The organism is Asticcacaulis sp. P2_B1, from assembly GCF_056404915.1.
The window spans coordinates 479,692-494,297 of sequence record NZ_JBFUDD010000003.1 but is presented as its reverse complement, the minus strand read 5'-3'; the positions used below and the strand labels follow the sequence as shown (position 1 = coordinate 494,297).

Here is a 14,606-nt window from a genome sequence, read left to right as displayed (position 1 = left end):
AAAGGCCTAAGTCGCCACGACTCGCACCGTGAAAACGTAAAGCTAACCGACTTCGTCGCCTTAATCAATCATACCGCAAAGCAGCATGACCTATAATCCGCAACAAATCATAGCCCGTGGCCCGCGCAAGGTCGCCGAGACCGCCGCCGAAGCGATCGACAACGACGAAATGCTCGAAGGCACGACCTATTCCATCCTGGAAGAGGACGAGGACCACGATGTCTGGCGCATCGACGCCTTCCCGACCATGGAAGATGAAGATCAGCGAATTCAACAGGTTCTGAGCGATTTTCCGGCCTTGAACGTCACGGCTGAACAACTGGCCGACGCCGACTGGCTGGCCATGGCGCTGTCGGGCCTGCCGCCGGTGCGCGCCGGACGATTCTTCGTGTACGGCATTCACGATCGCGGCAAGAAACCTCCGAACGCGGTCAATTTGCGCATCGAAGCCGGCGCGGCCTTCGGCACCGGTCACCACGGAACGACGGTCGGCTGTTTGATCGCCTATAACGACCTGCTGAAAAAGCGCGGCTTCGATCACGTGCTCGATGTCGGCGCCGGCACCGGCGTGCTGGCCATCGCCGCTTCGAAGACCGGTACGGCGGTCGCCGTCGGCACCGATATCGACCCGATCTCGGTGCGCATTTCCAACGAAAACGCTAAGCTCAACAAGTCGAGGGCGCGCTTCATCTATGCCAACGGCCTCAACCATCGTCTGGTGCGCGGCGATGCGCCCTACGACCTGGTTTTCGCCAACATCCTGGCGCGGCCGCTGGTGGGGCTGTCCATGTCGATCCGCGGCGCCTTGAAGCACCAAGGCCTGGTCATCCTGTCGGGCCTGTTGCGCACCCAGGAACGCTTCGTCAAGGCCGCCTATCTCAGTCACGGCTTCCGCGTTGTCCGCCGCATTCATCGCGACGCCTGGTGCACCCTGGTCATGCAGCGCGTGTGATCACGCCTTGTTGAGGACCCTTGAGCCGGCGCGACGATTGTCATAGTCTCGCCCCAGCAATGGAGGGCCGCCCATGGCCAACTGGACCCAACCGCGACGCCTGATCAATGTCGCGGACTATTATGACGAGCTGTTCGGGCACTACGGTGTTTACGAACTCGGTTTTAAGCGCGGCGATTTTTTCATCCCGAAATATGTCGGCCGCGCCCGCGCCGGCTCCAGCTGCCTCTATGGCCGCCTGAGCAGCTATATCAACGAGGGGCGCTGCCACAATATTCACCTGCGCGGCAAGATCGGCATGGAACGGCACAGCGTCTACTTCCATATTTCGCGCGTCGGCAATCCGGCCTTTACCGAAGCCTATCTCCTATACACCCACGAAATCGGCCGGCATGGCGGTCTCTACGAATGGAACCGGCGTTACGAATATGCTGCGCTCCGCGAAGCCGGCTACAGCTTTCATGGTGAGGACGGCCGCTGATACCGTGGCACGGCGCCCACAGGTCCGTTGCAATTGATGACAACATCTTGCAATGGTATGATAATTGCGCATAATTTGCCCAACCATAAAAATGTTGGGAGTTTATCATGCGTCTTTTTCCTGCCTTTACAGCGGCTTGCCTGCTGGCCTTGTCTCCGCTGGCGGCCCTTGCCCAGACGCCGCCGACGCCATTCGTCGTCTATGACGACGGCATGCAGAACGATTGGCAGAACTGGAGCTGGGCCAAGGTCGAACTTCAGGTCGATGCCGGCGGCGTCAAGCCTATCCGCTTCCAAGGCGATCCCTGGCAGGCCCTGGCGTTTCATCACGCCGCGTTTTCGACGGCCGGCTATACTAAACTGACCTTTTATATCAATGGCGGCGTCGACGGCGGACAGTCGCTGGCGATCAAAATCCTGGCCGACGGCAAGCCGATCGACTCCACCTATGTCATCCAGGCCAAGGCCAAAACCTGGGCCGTAGTCCAGGTACCGCTGAAGGACGTCGGCGGCGACAACAAGACGATCGACGGTATCTGGCTCCAGGGCCAGGCGGACGCTTTCAAGCCGGTCTATGTCGACAAGATTCAGTTGGAATAGCCACCGACCGGGGTCTATAAGTTCGGGCACCACCGACCTGTGAGGCCCGCCATGACTGCTGATTCCGCACCCTTCCAGCACTTCGACGTCACCACCCAGCCGTCCCAGGGCGTGACGAATGTGGCGGCTGTGCGGGCCCAGATGAAGGTGCTCGGCCTCGACGGCTTTATCGTACCGCACGAGGACGAGCATCAGAACGAATACCTGCCCGACGCCAATGAACGCCTGGCCTGGGTCTCCGGCTTTACCGGCTCGGCCGGCGCCGCCATCATCTTCATGGACCGTGCCATCCTCTATGCCGACGGACGCTATACCTTGCAATCGCGCGAACAGACCGATCCGTCGGTGTTCGAGGTCAAGGATTTTCACGGCACATCCCTGGCTGACGAAATCCTGGCCGCCGCTCCGGGCCTGGTCATCGGTTACGACGCCCGGCTGATCAGCCCGGACAGCCTGGGCCGCCTCAGCAGCGCCGCGCAATCGGCCGGTATCACACTGCAATCCCTGTCGCCCAATCCGCTCGATGTCGCCTGGGGCCGTGCCCGTCCGGCCCAACCCTGCGCGTCGATCGTGCCCCAGCCTCTGGACTATGCCGGTGTGGCGTCGGGCGACAAGCGCGCCCAGATCGCCCGCAATATGAAGGCCAACGGCCTCTCCGCCGCTCTGATCACCGCACCGTCCTCGCTCGCCTGGCTGTTCAATATCCGCGGCGGTGATGTCATCCGCTCGCCCCTGCCGCTCGGTCAGGCCGTGGTCCGCGACGACGGCTCGGCGGAACTGTTTATCGATCCGGCCAAGGTCAGCGACGGCCTCCTGGAATGGCTCGGTAATACGGTCAGCGTGCGCAAACCCGACGAGGTGCTCGACAGCCTGGCGGGTCTGGCCGGCAAGAGCGTCATGATCGATGCCAGCTCGTCGTCGGCCTACTGGCTGGAGAGCCTGCGGGAGGCCGGCGCCAAACCATTCATGGCAGATGATCCCTGCCTGCTGCCCAAGGCGTGCAAGAACCCGGTGGAAATCGCCGGCACGAAAGCCGCCCATATCCGCGATGGCGCCATCCTGACGCAATTCCTTCATTGGGTCGCCACAGAAGCGCAGAATACCCTGCCGACCGAGATCGAAGTGGCGCAGAAACTCGAATCCCTGCGCGCCGCCAATGCCGGCCTGAAGGATCTGAGCTTCGACACGATTTCCGGCTTCGGACCGCACGGCGCCCTGCCCCATTACAAAGTCAATGTCGCCAGCGACCTGCGTATCGCCAAGGGCAACCTGCTGTTGGTCGACTCAGGTGGGCAATATAAGGACGGTACGACCGATGTGACGCGGACCATGGCGATCGGCAAACCGACCGCCGAACACCGCCGCATGTTCACCCTGGTGCTCAAGGGTCACATCGCCCTGGCGACAGTGAAATTCCCCGCCGGCACCACCGGCACCCACCTCGATATCCTGGCGCGGCAATTCCTGTGGGCCGAGGGCTTCGATTACGACCACGGCACCGGTCACGGCGTCGGCGTCTATCTCGGCGTCCACGAAGGCCCGCAGCGCATCGCCAAGGCGCTCAATCGCTACGCCCTGCAAACGGGCATGATCGTGTCGAACGAGCCAGGCTTTTACAAAGAAAACGACTTCGGCATCCGTATTGAGAACCTGCAATATGTCACGGAGGCGGTCATCCCCGAAGGCGGCGAACGCGCCATGCACGGTTTCGAGAATTTGACCTGGGCGCCGATCGATCGCCAACTGATCGAGGTCGCCATGCTGTCGCCGCAGGAGCGCGCCTATATGGACGCCTATCACGCCAAATGTGTCGAGCTGCTGTCACCGCTGGTACCGGCCGAGGTCAAATCGTGGCTGGTCGAGGTCTGCAAGCCGTTGTGACCTCACCTTGTTTGGGACGTCTCCTGGTCTGAAGCATGCGTTGTCCGCGACGACAATACCAAAATCGTCGCCGGCAGGAACAGCAGCAGCAACGGCACCGCCGCGATCAGACCGAAGATGATGGCCGTCGCTAAGGGCTGCTGAAGACCGGCACCACGACTCAAACCGACGGCCAGGGGACACAGGGTCAGGATAGCGATCAGAGCCGACATCAGGATCGGCCGTAGTCGCTTCTGACCGGCCTCCTGCAAGGTAGCCGCCGTGATCGGAGCGTCAGGCTCGATTTCGGCCAGATAGAAGATGGCCAGTTCCGTTACCATGCCGACCACCATGGTGAGCCCCATCAAGGCCGAGATATCGAGTTCGATCCCCGTCACCCATAGCCCGCATAAGACGGCGACGACCGACGACAGGACCGTCACCAGGGTGGCGATCGTCCAGCTGATGCGCTCGAACAGGACCGTCAACAGCAAGGCGCTGAGTAGCAAGGCGGCGGTGAACACCATGGCAAGATCGGCGAAACTCTTTTGCTGTTCGGCATAGAGTCCGCCATAATCGACGCGCACCGAAGCCGGCAGATGCAACGCTGCCACTGCCGCGCGGACCGCCTGCATGCCGGAGCCGAGATCGCGGCCTTCCAGACGGGCGGTGACGGCGACGAAGGGCGCAAGGTCTTCGCGCGTCAACTGGGTCTGGCCGGCGACGATCGACACGGTGGCAATCTGGCCGACGCGCAAGGCGTGGCCATCGGGCGCCGTCAGCGGCAGGTTAGTCAACATATCGGCGCGCAGGCGCAATTCCTGCGGGCCGCGCACGCGCACGGCGATCAGCTGTTCGCCAAGCCGCATCTGGGTCGCCTGGGTGCCGCCGATCAGGCTTTCCAGTTGCGACGATACAGCCTCCGGATCCAGTCCCTGCTGGGCGGCCAGGCCGGGATCGACCTGGATGCGGATGGTGTCGCCAGCGACGCGCTGGCCGTCGACCACCTCGACGACGCCCTGAATCTTGCCGATAGCGTCGCCGACCTTGACGGCCGAGGCGCTAAGCTCCGCCGGATCATAACCGAACAGCTTGACCTCGATCGGTTGCGGCACAGCGGTCAAATCGCCGATTAGGTCCTCCATCAACTGCGCCGTCTCGATGTCTAGACCCGGCACCTGGGCTGCGACCTTCTGGCGGATCTCGGCCATCACGTCTTCGATATTGCGCCGCGAGCCCGACTTCAGGCGGATGAAATAGTCGCCTTCGTCGGCCTCGGTCAGGCCGCCGCCCAGTTGTGCGCCGGTGCGGCGGGAATAGCTGGCGACCTCGGGCGTGGCGGTGATGATGGTCTCCACCTGGCGCAGCAGGCGATCGGTGTCGCTGAGCGCCGCGCCGGGTTGGGCGGTATAGTCGAGGATGAAACCGCCCTCGTCCATCTTCGGCATAAAGCCCGACGGCACGTGGGTCCAGGCCAGTGCGCCCAGGACGATACAGATGAGAACCAAGCCGGCGCTGAACCAGGCCGGGCGTTTGAACACCGGCCCGACGGCGCGATTATAGACGCGCACCAGTCCGCCCATGAAACCATTAGCCCTTTCCGCGGCATGGGCGTCCTTGTCACGCAGCCAGTTCGCCGCCAGTAACGGGATGACGAAACGGGCATAGAGCAGCGACACGACCAGCGCCGCAACCATGGTGACGGCCAGGGCCTTGAAGAAGCCACCGGTGACGCCGCTGATAAAGGCCAGCGGCAAGAAGACGATGATGGTGGCGGCGGTCGAACCCAGTAACGGCCGGCCCATTTCTGCGGCTGCGGCCAGCAGGCCCTTGCGGTCTTTCCCGGTCCCTTCCTGCATGCGGCGCATCATGTGCTCCAGCATGACCACGGCATCGTCGACCACGAGACCGACGGCAGCTGCCATGCCGCCCAGGGTCATCATATTGAACGACATATGTAGGGCGAACAGGGCCAGGCAGGTGGCGGCCAAGACCGCCGGCAGCATCAGGCCAGTGATGATCATCAATCGCGCCGAGCGCAGGAAGAGGAATAGCACAACCCCTGCCAGCAGCGCCCCCAGCAGGATCGCATCACGCACCGAAGCCGCGGCGCCCGTCACCAGTTCCGACTGATCGTAGAAGGGCGTGACGACGACGCTGGGCGGCAGGCCAGCCTGTTTCAAGCGCTCGTCGACCGCCTTGACGATCTTGACCGTGTCGCCGGTCGGCGACTGGTGGATATTGATCAGGACGGCGTCCATGCCGTTGGAGGTGATGCGGGTATGGTTGGGTTCCGCACCCGGATGGATCGAGGCGACCTGGCCCAGGGTCACGATGCCGGCGGCGTCCATGCCGCTCTTGATCGGCGCGTTGGCGAGATCGGCGGCCGAACCCAGGCGGTTTTCGGCGAGCACCAGATAAAGGCGGTGGCGATCTTCTATGCGCCCGAGCCCCGTCACTTGATTGGCCTTGCCCAAGGCCGCCGTAACATCGGTGATGCCGATCCCCAAGGCTTGCAGCTTGGCCGGGTCGATATCGACCTCGATCTCGCGTGCTGCTCCGCCCAGCACCTCGACCCCGGCGACTTCCGGAACACCGGTCAGGGCGGGCCGCACCTTTAGCTCGGCAATCTGGCGCAGGGCTTCTTGGTCGAGCGTTTTCGAGGTCAGGGCGATACCGAGCACGGGAAAGACCGTCGGGTCGGACCGGTTGACCTCGAAGGTCGTGCCGGCGGGCAGTTCGGACACTAAGGTGGCCAGGGCCGCCTGGGTCGCCAGCTTGGCCGACACCATGTCCTCGCCCCAACCGAAGCTGAGCGCGACTTCGGCTGAGCCGCGGCTGGTGGTCGAACGGATGCGCGTGACATTGGGCACGGCGCGCAAAGCGATCTCGACCGGGCGGGTGATTTCGGCCGCCATCTGGTCGGCATCGCGGTCGCCGGCATCGATGGCGACGGTGACGCGCGGATAGTCGATATGCGGGAACAGTCCGACCGGCAGATTGAGCGCGGCGATGATGCCGCCGATTGCCAACAGGACGACCGCGAACCAGATGGCTGGCGCCAGGCGTTGTAGGCGGGTCTTCATTTCAGGCGCACCTTCATGCCGTCGTCGAGCGCCGTACCGCCCTGGACGACGACCTGATCGCCGGCGCCAAGGCCCTTGGTGATGGCGATGCGGTCGCCACTCTGCGCGCCCGTTTCGACGTCGACGCGATGGGCAATGTCGGCCTTGACGACAAAGACATAGGGTTGCCCGCCGTCATCCAACAGGGCGGCATAGGGCACGGTCAGGGCGTCCGATGTGGAGGCGACGTTCAGATCGCCGCGCAGGGCGACGCCGCTGCCCAAACCGGTGCCGGCCGGCAGAGCGACAATGACTGGCGCCAGTCGCGTGGTCGGATCGACGACCGGGCTGACCGAGATAACGTGGGCGTCGAAGGTCGTTCCATTGGCGGTGACATGGATCAGGGTGGCCGGCTTGATAACACCTGTCAGGCTTGGGTCGACGCCGAAACGGGCGCGCAGATTCCCGGTCGAGGACAGGGTGGCGATACCGGTCCCGCCGGCGACGACATCGCCGGGATTTTGCGTCACGGCGACGATATAGCCGGCCTGCGGCGCCTTCAGGGTCAGGGCGTCGGCGCGCTGTTTTGCGGCGGCAATACCGGCATCGGCGGCGCGGGCCGCGGCGGCGGCGGTTTCGACATCGGCGTCGCTGACCAGATTGTCGCCGCGCAAGCGCTGGGCACGGGCATAGGCGGCATCGGCGGTGGCGGCATCCGTCGACGCCTTGACCGTATCCTGCTTGGTGGCCGAACTGGGCAGCAGACGGACGACCACCTGGCCGGGCGCCACCGCCGTGCCGACGGGCGCCTCAATCGTACCGACCACAGCCTCAGTCGGCGCGGACAGGGTGACCGTTCCGCCGGCGCCGCTGTCGGTCACGCCATAGACCGACACGGTCTGGTCGACGCCGCCATTTTCCGCAGTGGCCACGGTAACAAGGGCAACGGGATCGGCTTCGGCCTCCTCCGCCGGCTTCGAACAGGCGCCAAGCAGGATCAGCGTCGCCAGGGCGCAAATGGGCAGCAATCTCATAGCCAAAGTCCTTGTGGCGTGCCTGTCAGCAACTCCAGGCAGATGGTGAGTTCGGCAATATCCTGCTCGGCCTGGCCGATCTGAGCCTGTTTGTCGCGCAGGGTCTGGGCGGCGGCTTCGGCCGTGGCCGGTGACAGGTCGCCGCGTGCCGCGGCCCTGGCTGTGGCGTCGGCAAAGGCCTGGACCGCCGGCAGGTCGGCCAGCAGGCGGTCGCGTTGTGCACGCACCACCGCGATGTCATCGACGGCCGCGGTGATCTCCGCGCGCGTCTGGAACAGGCGGGCATCATATTCGCTTTTCAGCGCATCGCGCGTGGCGCGTTCGACGGCCATGCCGCCTTGATTACGATTCCACAGCGGCAAGGTAAAATCGATCGCCGGCCCCAGGGTGACATTGTCCGACGTATCGCGATTGCCGTTGATCGTCAGGTTGAGCGCCGGAAACTGATCCATGACCGCCTGACGGTTGGCGGCCTCGGAGGCCACATAACCTTCGCGCAGGGCGGCCAGGTCGCTGCGGCGGGTGAGCGCCAGATCGACCAACTGCGCGGCCGGCGGCGCCACCTCGGGCAAGGCTGTGTCGGCCAGGGTGAGGATTGTTTCCGGCGGCAGGCCCAAAAGCCGGTTGAGTTCCAGCCGCGCCGCCACCAGGTTGCGTTGTGTCGTGTTGTACTTGTCGCTGGCGTCCGACGCCCCGGCGCGCGCCGTCTGGAGCTGATCGCCGGCAATGTCGCCGCGGCCGGCGGCGCGCTGGGTCCGGGCAAGCAGGTCGCCCTGGGCGTCGCGGCTGGCGGCGTCGATCATAAGCTGCTTTTGCAGGGCCGGGATGCGCACGGCCTGCAGGCGCGCCTGGCCAGCTGTCTGCCATTCCGACCAGGCGAGATCCAGCCGCACCTGGCGCGCTTCGGACTGGGCCTTGACGCGGGCGGTGCCGCGGGTGCGCAACGCATAGAGATCAAGCCCCAGACCGGCGGCCAGATTGGCCAGGGTGTCCGGTCCGGACAGCAAGGAATCGCGCTCGATGCTGAAGGTCGGATCGGGCAGCAGGCCGGCGGCAAAGGCCTGGGCATCGGCGACCTTGGCGCGTTGGCGCAACGCTTTCAGATCGGGATTAACGATGACGGCGATGGTGGCGATGGCGTTGCCGTCGAGCGGTTGCGACAGGTCGATGGTGGCTGGCGTCAGCCACGGCCGCGCCGCTCCAGCCTGCAATTCCGCCGGCGTGACCGCAGATGGCGCACTGCCCAGCGGCTGAGGCGCATAGGTCGCGCAGCCGCCGAGGGCCAGCACGACGATCAATACAGGAAAAATGCGCGCCGCCGTACCGTTCATCCTATTTGCCGACCACCAGAACGGCGAAGGTGTCGGGTATGATGGCCGGGCGGTTGGTCGCGGGATCGATCGGTCCCAGATCGGCCGTCGGCAGGTAGATTACGCCCGTGTCGGGATCGAGTGCCGCCGTGCGGGCGCCGGCTTTGGTGGTGATGGTGTCGACGACGTGGGGGGCGCCGTCGAAACTGATCACAGTCAGGGTGCCGTCGCCGCAGGGGATATAGCCCAGCTTGGCCTTGTCGTCATAGAGCGCGCCATCGGAATGATCGCCGGTCGGCAGCAGGGCGACTTCGGCGCCAGTTAGAGCGTCGGTGACACGGGCCTTACCGTCGCAGGCAGACAGGATGAGGTGCTGGTCGTTGATCAGGGCCAGGCCGGATGGTCCCTCGCAATCTGGCATGGCGTAGGTTGCCTTGACGGCCATGGCACGGGTGTCGATGACGACGATGGCGTTCTTGTCTTCCAGATGTGTATAGAGCAGGCCGTTGCCGTCGGCGGCACCGCTTTCGGGCGCGCCGGCCACCGCGATCTTGGCCGCCAGGGTGCGCTTTTGCGGATCCAACACGTCGATCTCGGCCCCTTCATTGTCGAGGACGAAAACCTGGCCGGTGGCCGGATCGAAAATGGCGCCGTCAGGCTTGCTGGCGGTGGAGATGTCGCCCAAGTCCGCGCCGGTCAGGGCGTCGATAAAGCTGGCCGTATTGGTCCTGCCCTGGGTGAGCAGCAAGGTCCGGCCGCCGTCCAATGGCAGGGCGATATGGGCGCCGTTGGCATCGGTCAGATGCTGCGTCACCGTTCCGGTTGTCAGGTCGACGGCGGCGATGCTGGCACCATGCGTGACATAAAGACGATGCAGGACGGGATCGACATTGTCGTAATCCCAACCGCCGGTGCCACCGATCTTGATGGTGTTGACGACCTTCAGCCCGGTCTCACCAGCCATGGCCGGGGCACAGGCCAGCAGGGCAAGAAGGGATGCGGCGGCGAAATATTTCATCGGACGGACTCCTGATTGTCTGGCAGCCGTCATAAAGGGCCAAACTGAAACGAAACTGAAATCGCCCGGGCGCGGCGATTTTTATCCGCTGAAACGCACCGTTACCCCGAGTCCCCGATTATCCTCAGGTGTAAATAGCGTGACCTCGCCGCCCAGAAGCTCGCCCAGAGATCGCACGATGGACAGACCCAGGCCGCTTCCGCTTTCGGTCCGTCCTTTCAGCCGGTAGAAGCGGGCGAAGACCTTGTCGCGCTCGGCCTCAGGGATACCGGGGCCATGGTCGCGTACCGTCAGGGTGACCGCGCCGTCTTTCGCCGGGACCGTGACCTCGACGGCAGTGTCCGGCGGCGAATATTTGATGGCATTGTCGAGGATATTGCCGATCAAAATAGCCAGCAGCGCACGATTGGAGGCAATGACTGCGCTCTCGTCTCCATCCAGAGACAAGTCGATGCCTTTCCCTTGAGCCTTGGGATAGGCGTCGCGGATGGCCTCGCCGGCGGCCTGATAGAGATTGACCGGCGTCAGCTCGACCGCGGTATGGCTGACCCGTGCCAGGGTCAGAAGCTGGTCGAGCAGGCGCGACACGCGTTGCGCTCCCTTGCTCATCTCATCCAGCATGGGATCGCGTTCCCGCGCCGTCTTGGCGTTGCGGATGACCTCGGCCTGCAGGCCCAGCGCCGCCAGGGGCGTACGCAATTCATGGGCGGCATTGTCGGTGAACAGGCGTTCCTGGGCTAATGAGCGCTCGAGCTTGGTGAGCAACTGATCGATGGCTTCGGCGACCGGGGCGATCTCGGCTGGCGTGGCCTCACTACCGACGCGCGACAGATCATAGGGTGAGCGGGCATGCACGGCGGTAGCGAAATGGCGCAGGTCGCGCAATCCCCAGCGGATACCCAGCCAGATGGCCAGCAGAACCAACGGCAAGGCGACGATCAGCGGCAAGATAACGCCCATGACGATACGCCGACTGATGACGCGCCGTGCTGTTAGCCTTTCGCCGACCTCGACGACGATACCGTCCTTGGGCACGATAAAGGTAAAGACCCGCCACGACCGACCCTCGGTGCGCACGGTCTTGAAGCCGGACACGGTGCCGGGCCCCGGCGCCTTCGGGCCGTTGTCGGATTGCATGACCAGATGGCCGTTACGCCAGACCTGAAAACTGCGCCAGCGGCCATAATCTTCCAACGCGTCCTGGTCGGCCGGCGACAAATGACTGTCCTTGCCCGTGATGCTGAGATCCTTCAGATCGTCGTCATTGCGCGTCAGCACCCACAGCTGTTGCGCCGAGGTGATGATCTGCGAGTCATAGACCTCGGATATCTCATCCTGTGAGGTGAAATAGGTGATGACCCCGGCCAGGACGACGACCAGGACGAAGGGAATGCCAATACCGAGCAGGAGTTGACGGGTAAGCGAGGGCCGTCTCATGGAGCGTTCACCACATAGCCGACGCCACGGATGGTCGTGATCAGGTCGCGGCCGATTTTCTTGCGCAGCGTATAGATGGCGGCCTCGATCGTATTACTTTCGACGTCGCCGTCCCAGCTATAGACCTGTTCCTCGATTTCGCTGCGGCTAAAGATTCGGCCGGTACGTTCCATCAGCAAGGCTAGTATCTGGTATTCTCGCGCCGTCAGCTTGATCCACATCCCGGCTTTCTTGACCGAACGCGCGGCCGTATCGAGTTCGATATCGCCATGTGTGACGAGAGCCTGCGAGCGGCCTTGGCTGCGCCGGCAGACGGCGCGCAGCCGAGCCAGCAGCTCGCCAAGCGCGAAGGGCTTGACGATATAGTCGTCGCCGCCGAGGTCGAGCCCTTCGATGCGCGCGTCCAGACCGTCGCGCGCCGTCATGATGATCACCGGCAGATCGGCCTCGGTGCGCAAGGCCTTCAGCACATCGAGACCCGACATGCCCGGCAGGTTGATGTCGAGAATGACGGCGGTATAGCTATTGGCCCTCAGGGCGTCCTGGGCCGTTTCGCCGTCGCGCAGCCAGTCGGGCGTGTAGCCGACCTGGGCCAGCCCGGTCCTCAGGGCCTGGCCCAGCAAGTCATCGTCTTCAACCAGGAGAATTCGCATCAGAGCCGCCACGCCGCGAGGATGACATCGGCCTTTAAAGGTCCAATCTGAAGGCAAACTGAATTGACGGCCGAAAGTCCGTCACAGGTCATCCTTCCACCAGGGCCAGCCATTCGTCCTCGGTCATCACCGTGATGCCAAGTTCGGTCGCCGTCTTCAGCTTGGAGCCGGCGCCCGGGCCGGCAACGACGATGTCGGTCTTTTTCGACACCGAGCCCGACACCTTGGCGCCCAACCGTTCGGCCTGGGCCTTGGCTTCGTCGCGTGTCAGCTTTTCCAGCGCGCCAGTAAAGACGATGGTCTTGCCCGACACGCTCGATTCTGACGCCACGGCCTCGGCATCCAGCACATGCACCTGTTCCAGCAGGCGCTCATAGAGGCCGCGCTGATACGGGTGGGCGAAATAGCTGATGACTGAGGCGGCAATGACCGGACCGACCTGATTGAGGTGCTCGACGCTGTCACGCGCGGTTTCGTCGCCTTCCGCGGCCGCCACCATGGTGTCGTGAAAAGCCCGTTCCGAACCGAAAGCGCGCGCCAGCAGTTTCGCCGTCGTCTCGCCGACATGCTTGATGCCGAGCGCGGCGATAAAGCGCTCCAGCGGTAGCTCCCGCCGGCCTTCGATGGCGTCGAACAGGTTCTTCGCCGACAGATCGCCCATGCCTTCGCGATTGCGCAGCGGCGTCAGGGACTGCTTATCGCGCGCCTGTAGAGTAAAAATATCGGCGGGTTCCTTGATCAACCCTTCTTCGTAGAATTTCTGCAGCTGCTTTTCGCCCAGGCCTTCGATATCGAGCACACGGCGCGACACGACATATTTGAGATATTCGACACGCTGGTGCGGGCAGGCCTGGTCGCCGCTGCATTTGCGCGCCACGCCGTCTTCGCCCTTCATATTGGCTTCACGCACGACCTCGGTCTTGAGCGGGCACGGGCAAATTTGGGGAAATTCGTATTTGACGGCGCCGGCCGGGCGTTCGGCCAGCTCGACACCGACGATCTGGGGAATGACATCGCCGGCGCGCTGGACGCGGACCATATCGCCGATATGGATGTCCTTGCGTTCGATCTCGTCGGCATTATGCAGGGTGACATTGGTGACGACGACGCCGCCGACATTGATCGGCTCCAACCGCGCGACAGGCGTCAGGGTGCCCATGCGGCCGACCTGGATATCGACCGCGGTCAGCCGGGTCAGGGCTTGCTGGGCAGGGAATTTGTGGGCAATGGCCCAGCGCGGCGAACGCGACACGAAGCCCAGGCGGCGCTGCCAGTCGAGACGGTCGACCTTATAGACCACGCCGTCGATATCGTAGCCAAGATGCGAGCGCCCCTTCTGGATGCGATCATAGACTTCGAGCAAACCTTGCGCGCCCTCGACACGGACCGAATTGGGATTGACCGCGAAACCCCATTCGCGGAACTTTTCCAGAGCTTCGGACTGGGTGGTGACGAAGGCGGGATCGCTGACCTCACCCCAGGCATAGGCAAAGAAGTGCAGCGGCCGCGACGCCGTGATGGAGGCGTCGAGTTGGCGCAATGAACCGGACGCCGAGTTGCGCGGATTGGCATAAGTCTTGGTGCCGTCGGCCTCGGCCCTGGCATTCATTTCGGCGAAGGCCTTTAGCGGGATATAGACCTCGCCGCGGACCTCGATGCGGTTGGGCCAGCCAGATCCCGATAATCTGTGCGGGATGTCCTTGATCGTCTTGACGTTTTCGGTGATTTCCTCGCCGGTTCGGCCGTCGCCGCGTGTCGCCGCGCGCGTCAATACACCGTCGACATAGAGGATGCTGCACGACAAACCGTCGATCTTGGGCTCTGCGGCAAAGGCGACCGCCTCATCGGCGGGAATCTTCAGAAAACGGCGAATGCGATCCTCGAAATCGCTGATGTCGTCCGTGGCAAAAGCATTATCGAGCGACAACATGGGGATGCCGTGGACGACCGGTGAGAACTTGGCCGAGGTCGGTGCGCCGACGGTTTCGGTCGGGCTGTCGGCGGTCTTGAGCTCGGGGAAATCGGCTTCAAGCGCGCGCAATTGCTGCTCAAGCGCGTCATAGTCCGCGTCGGTCAGTTCCGGCGTTTCCTCGTTATAATAGAGGTCGCGATGGTGCTGAATCTGGGCGGCGAGTTCGGTGTGCAGGGCGCGCGCGTCGTCGAGTGTCATGAAGGCCTTTTTGTGCGTCTCAGGTCC

At 63.6% G+C, this 14,606-nt stretch carries 11 protein-coding genes; 4 read left to right on the top strand and 7 right to left on the bottom strand.

The genetic code is table 11. The annotated features are described in order from the left end of the window. The first annotated feature begins 85 nt into the window (after positions 1 to 85). The 4 genes from AC1DX3_RS11385 (at position 86) to AC1DX3_RS11370 (ending at position 3,913) form a co-directional block, all read left to right on the top strand. The gene (locus AC1DX3_RS11385) at positions 86 to 952 is read left to right on the top strand and encodes a 50S ribosomal protein L11 methyltransferase (RefSeq protein ID WP_476989397.1); all 867 of its coding nucleotides are present in this window, start codon (positions 86 to 88) and stop codon (positions 950 to 952) included. A gap of 73 nt (positions 953 to 1,025) precedes the next feature. Further along, on the top strand, positions 1,026 to 1,433 hold the full coding sequence (locus tag AC1DX3_RS11380) for a hypothetical protein (protein ID WP_476989396.1): 408 nt from the start codon (positions 1,026 to 1,028) through the stop codon (positions 1,431 to 1,433). Positions 1,434 to 1,540: 107 nt separating this feature from the next. Further along, complete coding sequence (locus AC1DX3_RS11375; protein ID WP_476989395.1) at positions 1,541 to 2,032, top strand: hypothetical protein; 492 nt, start codon at positions 1,541 to 1,543, stop codon at positions 2,030 to 2,032. Positions 2,033 to 2,083: 51 nt separating this feature from the next. Next, positions 2,084 to 3,913, top strand: coding sequence for an aminopeptidase P family protein (locus AC1DX3_RS11370; RefSeq protein ID WP_476989394.1), 1,830 nt, complete (start codon positions 2,084 to 2,086; stop codon positions 3,911 to 3,913). A gap of 2 nt (positions 3,914 to 3,915) precedes the next feature. Here the strand turns inward: AC1DX3_RS11370 and AC1DX3_RS11365 are convergent, their stop codons facing one another. From AC1DX3_RS11365 to ligA, 7 genes are all read right to left on the bottom strand, one after another. Next, positions 3,916 to 6,978, bottom strand: coding sequence for an efflux RND transporter permease subunit (locus tag AC1DX3_RS11365; RefSeq protein WP_476989393.1), 3,063 nt, complete (start codon positions 6,976 to 6,978; stop codon positions 3,916 to 3,918). Then, positions 6,975 to 7,991 (bottom strand): efflux RND transporter periplasmic adaptor subunit, encoded by a 1,017-nt coding sequence (locus AC1DX3_RS11360; protein ID WP_476989392.1) that lies wholly within the window; start codon positions 7,989 to 7,991, stop codon positions 6,975 to 6,977. Before AC1DX3_RS11360 ends, AC1DX3_RS11365 begins: the two co-directional genes overlap by 4 nt. After that, the gene (locus AC1DX3_RS11355) at positions 7,988 to 9,322 is read right to left on the bottom strand and encodes a TolC family protein (RefSeq protein ID WP_476989391.1); all 1,335 of its coding nucleotides are present in this window, start codon (positions 9,320 to 9,322) and stop codon (positions 7,988 to 7,990) included. Before AC1DX3_RS11355 ends, AC1DX3_RS11360 begins: the two co-directional genes overlap by 4 nt. Before the next feature lies 1 nt (position 9,323). Continuing rightward, complete coding sequence (locus tag AC1DX3_RS11350) at positions 9,324 to 10,319, bottom strand: YncE family protein (protein ID WP_476989390.1); 996 nt, start codon at positions 10,317 to 10,319, stop codon at positions 9,324 to 9,326. Between the two features lie 81 nt (positions 10,320 to 10,400). Then, positions 10,401 to 11,756 (bottom strand): ATP-binding protein, encoded by a 1,356-nt coding sequence (locus AC1DX3_RS11345; protein WP_476989389.1) that lies wholly within the window; start codon positions 11,754 to 11,756, stop codon positions 10,401 to 10,403. Next, positions 11,753 to 12,409 (bottom strand): response regulator transcription factor, encoded by a 657-nt coding sequence (locus tag AC1DX3_RS11340; protein WP_476989388.1) that lies wholly within the window; start codon positions 12,407 to 12,409, stop codon positions 11,753 to 11,755. The genes AC1DX3_RS11345 and AC1DX3_RS11340 overlap by 4 nt, the downstream gene beginning before the upstream one ends. 88 nt (positions 12,410 to 12,497) lie before the next feature. Continuing rightward, on the bottom strand, positions 12,498 to 14,579 hold the full coding sequence (ligA, locus tag AC1DX3_RS11335; protein ID WP_476989387.1) for an NAD-dependent DNA ligase LigA: 2,082 nt from the start codon (positions 14,577 to 14,579) through the stop codon (positions 12,498 to 12,500). Positions 14,580 to 14,606: the final 27 nt, after the last annotated feature.

Bases quoted from the DNA above. Each gene is read 5' to 3' on its own strand.
- AC1DX3_RS11385 (WP_476989397.1), top strand. From the start codon at position 86: ATGACCTATAATCCGCAACAAATCATAGCCCGTGGCCCGCGCAAGGTC.
- AC1DX3_RS11380 (WP_476989396.1), top strand. From the start codon at position 1,026: ATGGCCAACTGGACCCAACCGCGACGCCTGATCAATGTCGCGGACTAT.
- AC1DX3_RS11375 (WP_476989395.1), top strand. From the start codon at position 1,541: ATGCGTCTTTTTCCTGCCTTTACAGCGGCTTGCCTGCTGGCCTTGTCT.
- AC1DX3_RS11370 (WP_476989394.1), top strand. From the start codon at position 2,084: ATGACTGCTGATTCCGCACCCTTCCAGCACTTCGACGTCACCACCCAG.
- AC1DX3_RS11365 (WP_476989393.1), bottom strand. From the start codon at position 6,978: ATGAAGACCCGCCTACAACGCCTGGCGCCAGCCATCTGGTTCGCGGTC.
- AC1DX3_RS11360 (WP_476989392.1), bottom strand. From the start codon at position 7,991: ATGAGATTGCTGCCCATTTGCGCCCTGGCGACGCTGATCCTGCTTGGC.
- AC1DX3_RS11355 (WP_476989391.1), bottom strand. From the start codon at position 9,322: ATGAACGGTACGGCGGCGCGCATTTTTCCTGTATTGATCGTCGTGCTG.
- AC1DX3_RS11350 (WP_476989390.1), bottom strand. From the start codon at position 10,319: ATGAAATATTTCGCCGCCGCATCCCTTCTTGCCCTGCTGGCCTGTGCC.
- AC1DX3_RS11345 (WP_476989389.1), bottom strand. From the start codon at position 11,756: ATGAGACGGCCCTCGCTTACCCGTCAACTCCTGCTCGGTATTGGCATT.
- AC1DX3_RS11340 (WP_476989388.1), bottom strand. From the start codon at position 12,409: ATGCGAATTCTCCTGGTTGAAGACGATGACTTGCTGGGCCAGGCCCTG.
- ligA (WP_476989387.1), bottom strand. From the start codon at position 14,579: ATGACACTCGACGACGCGCGCGCCCTGCACACCGAACTCGCCGCCCAG.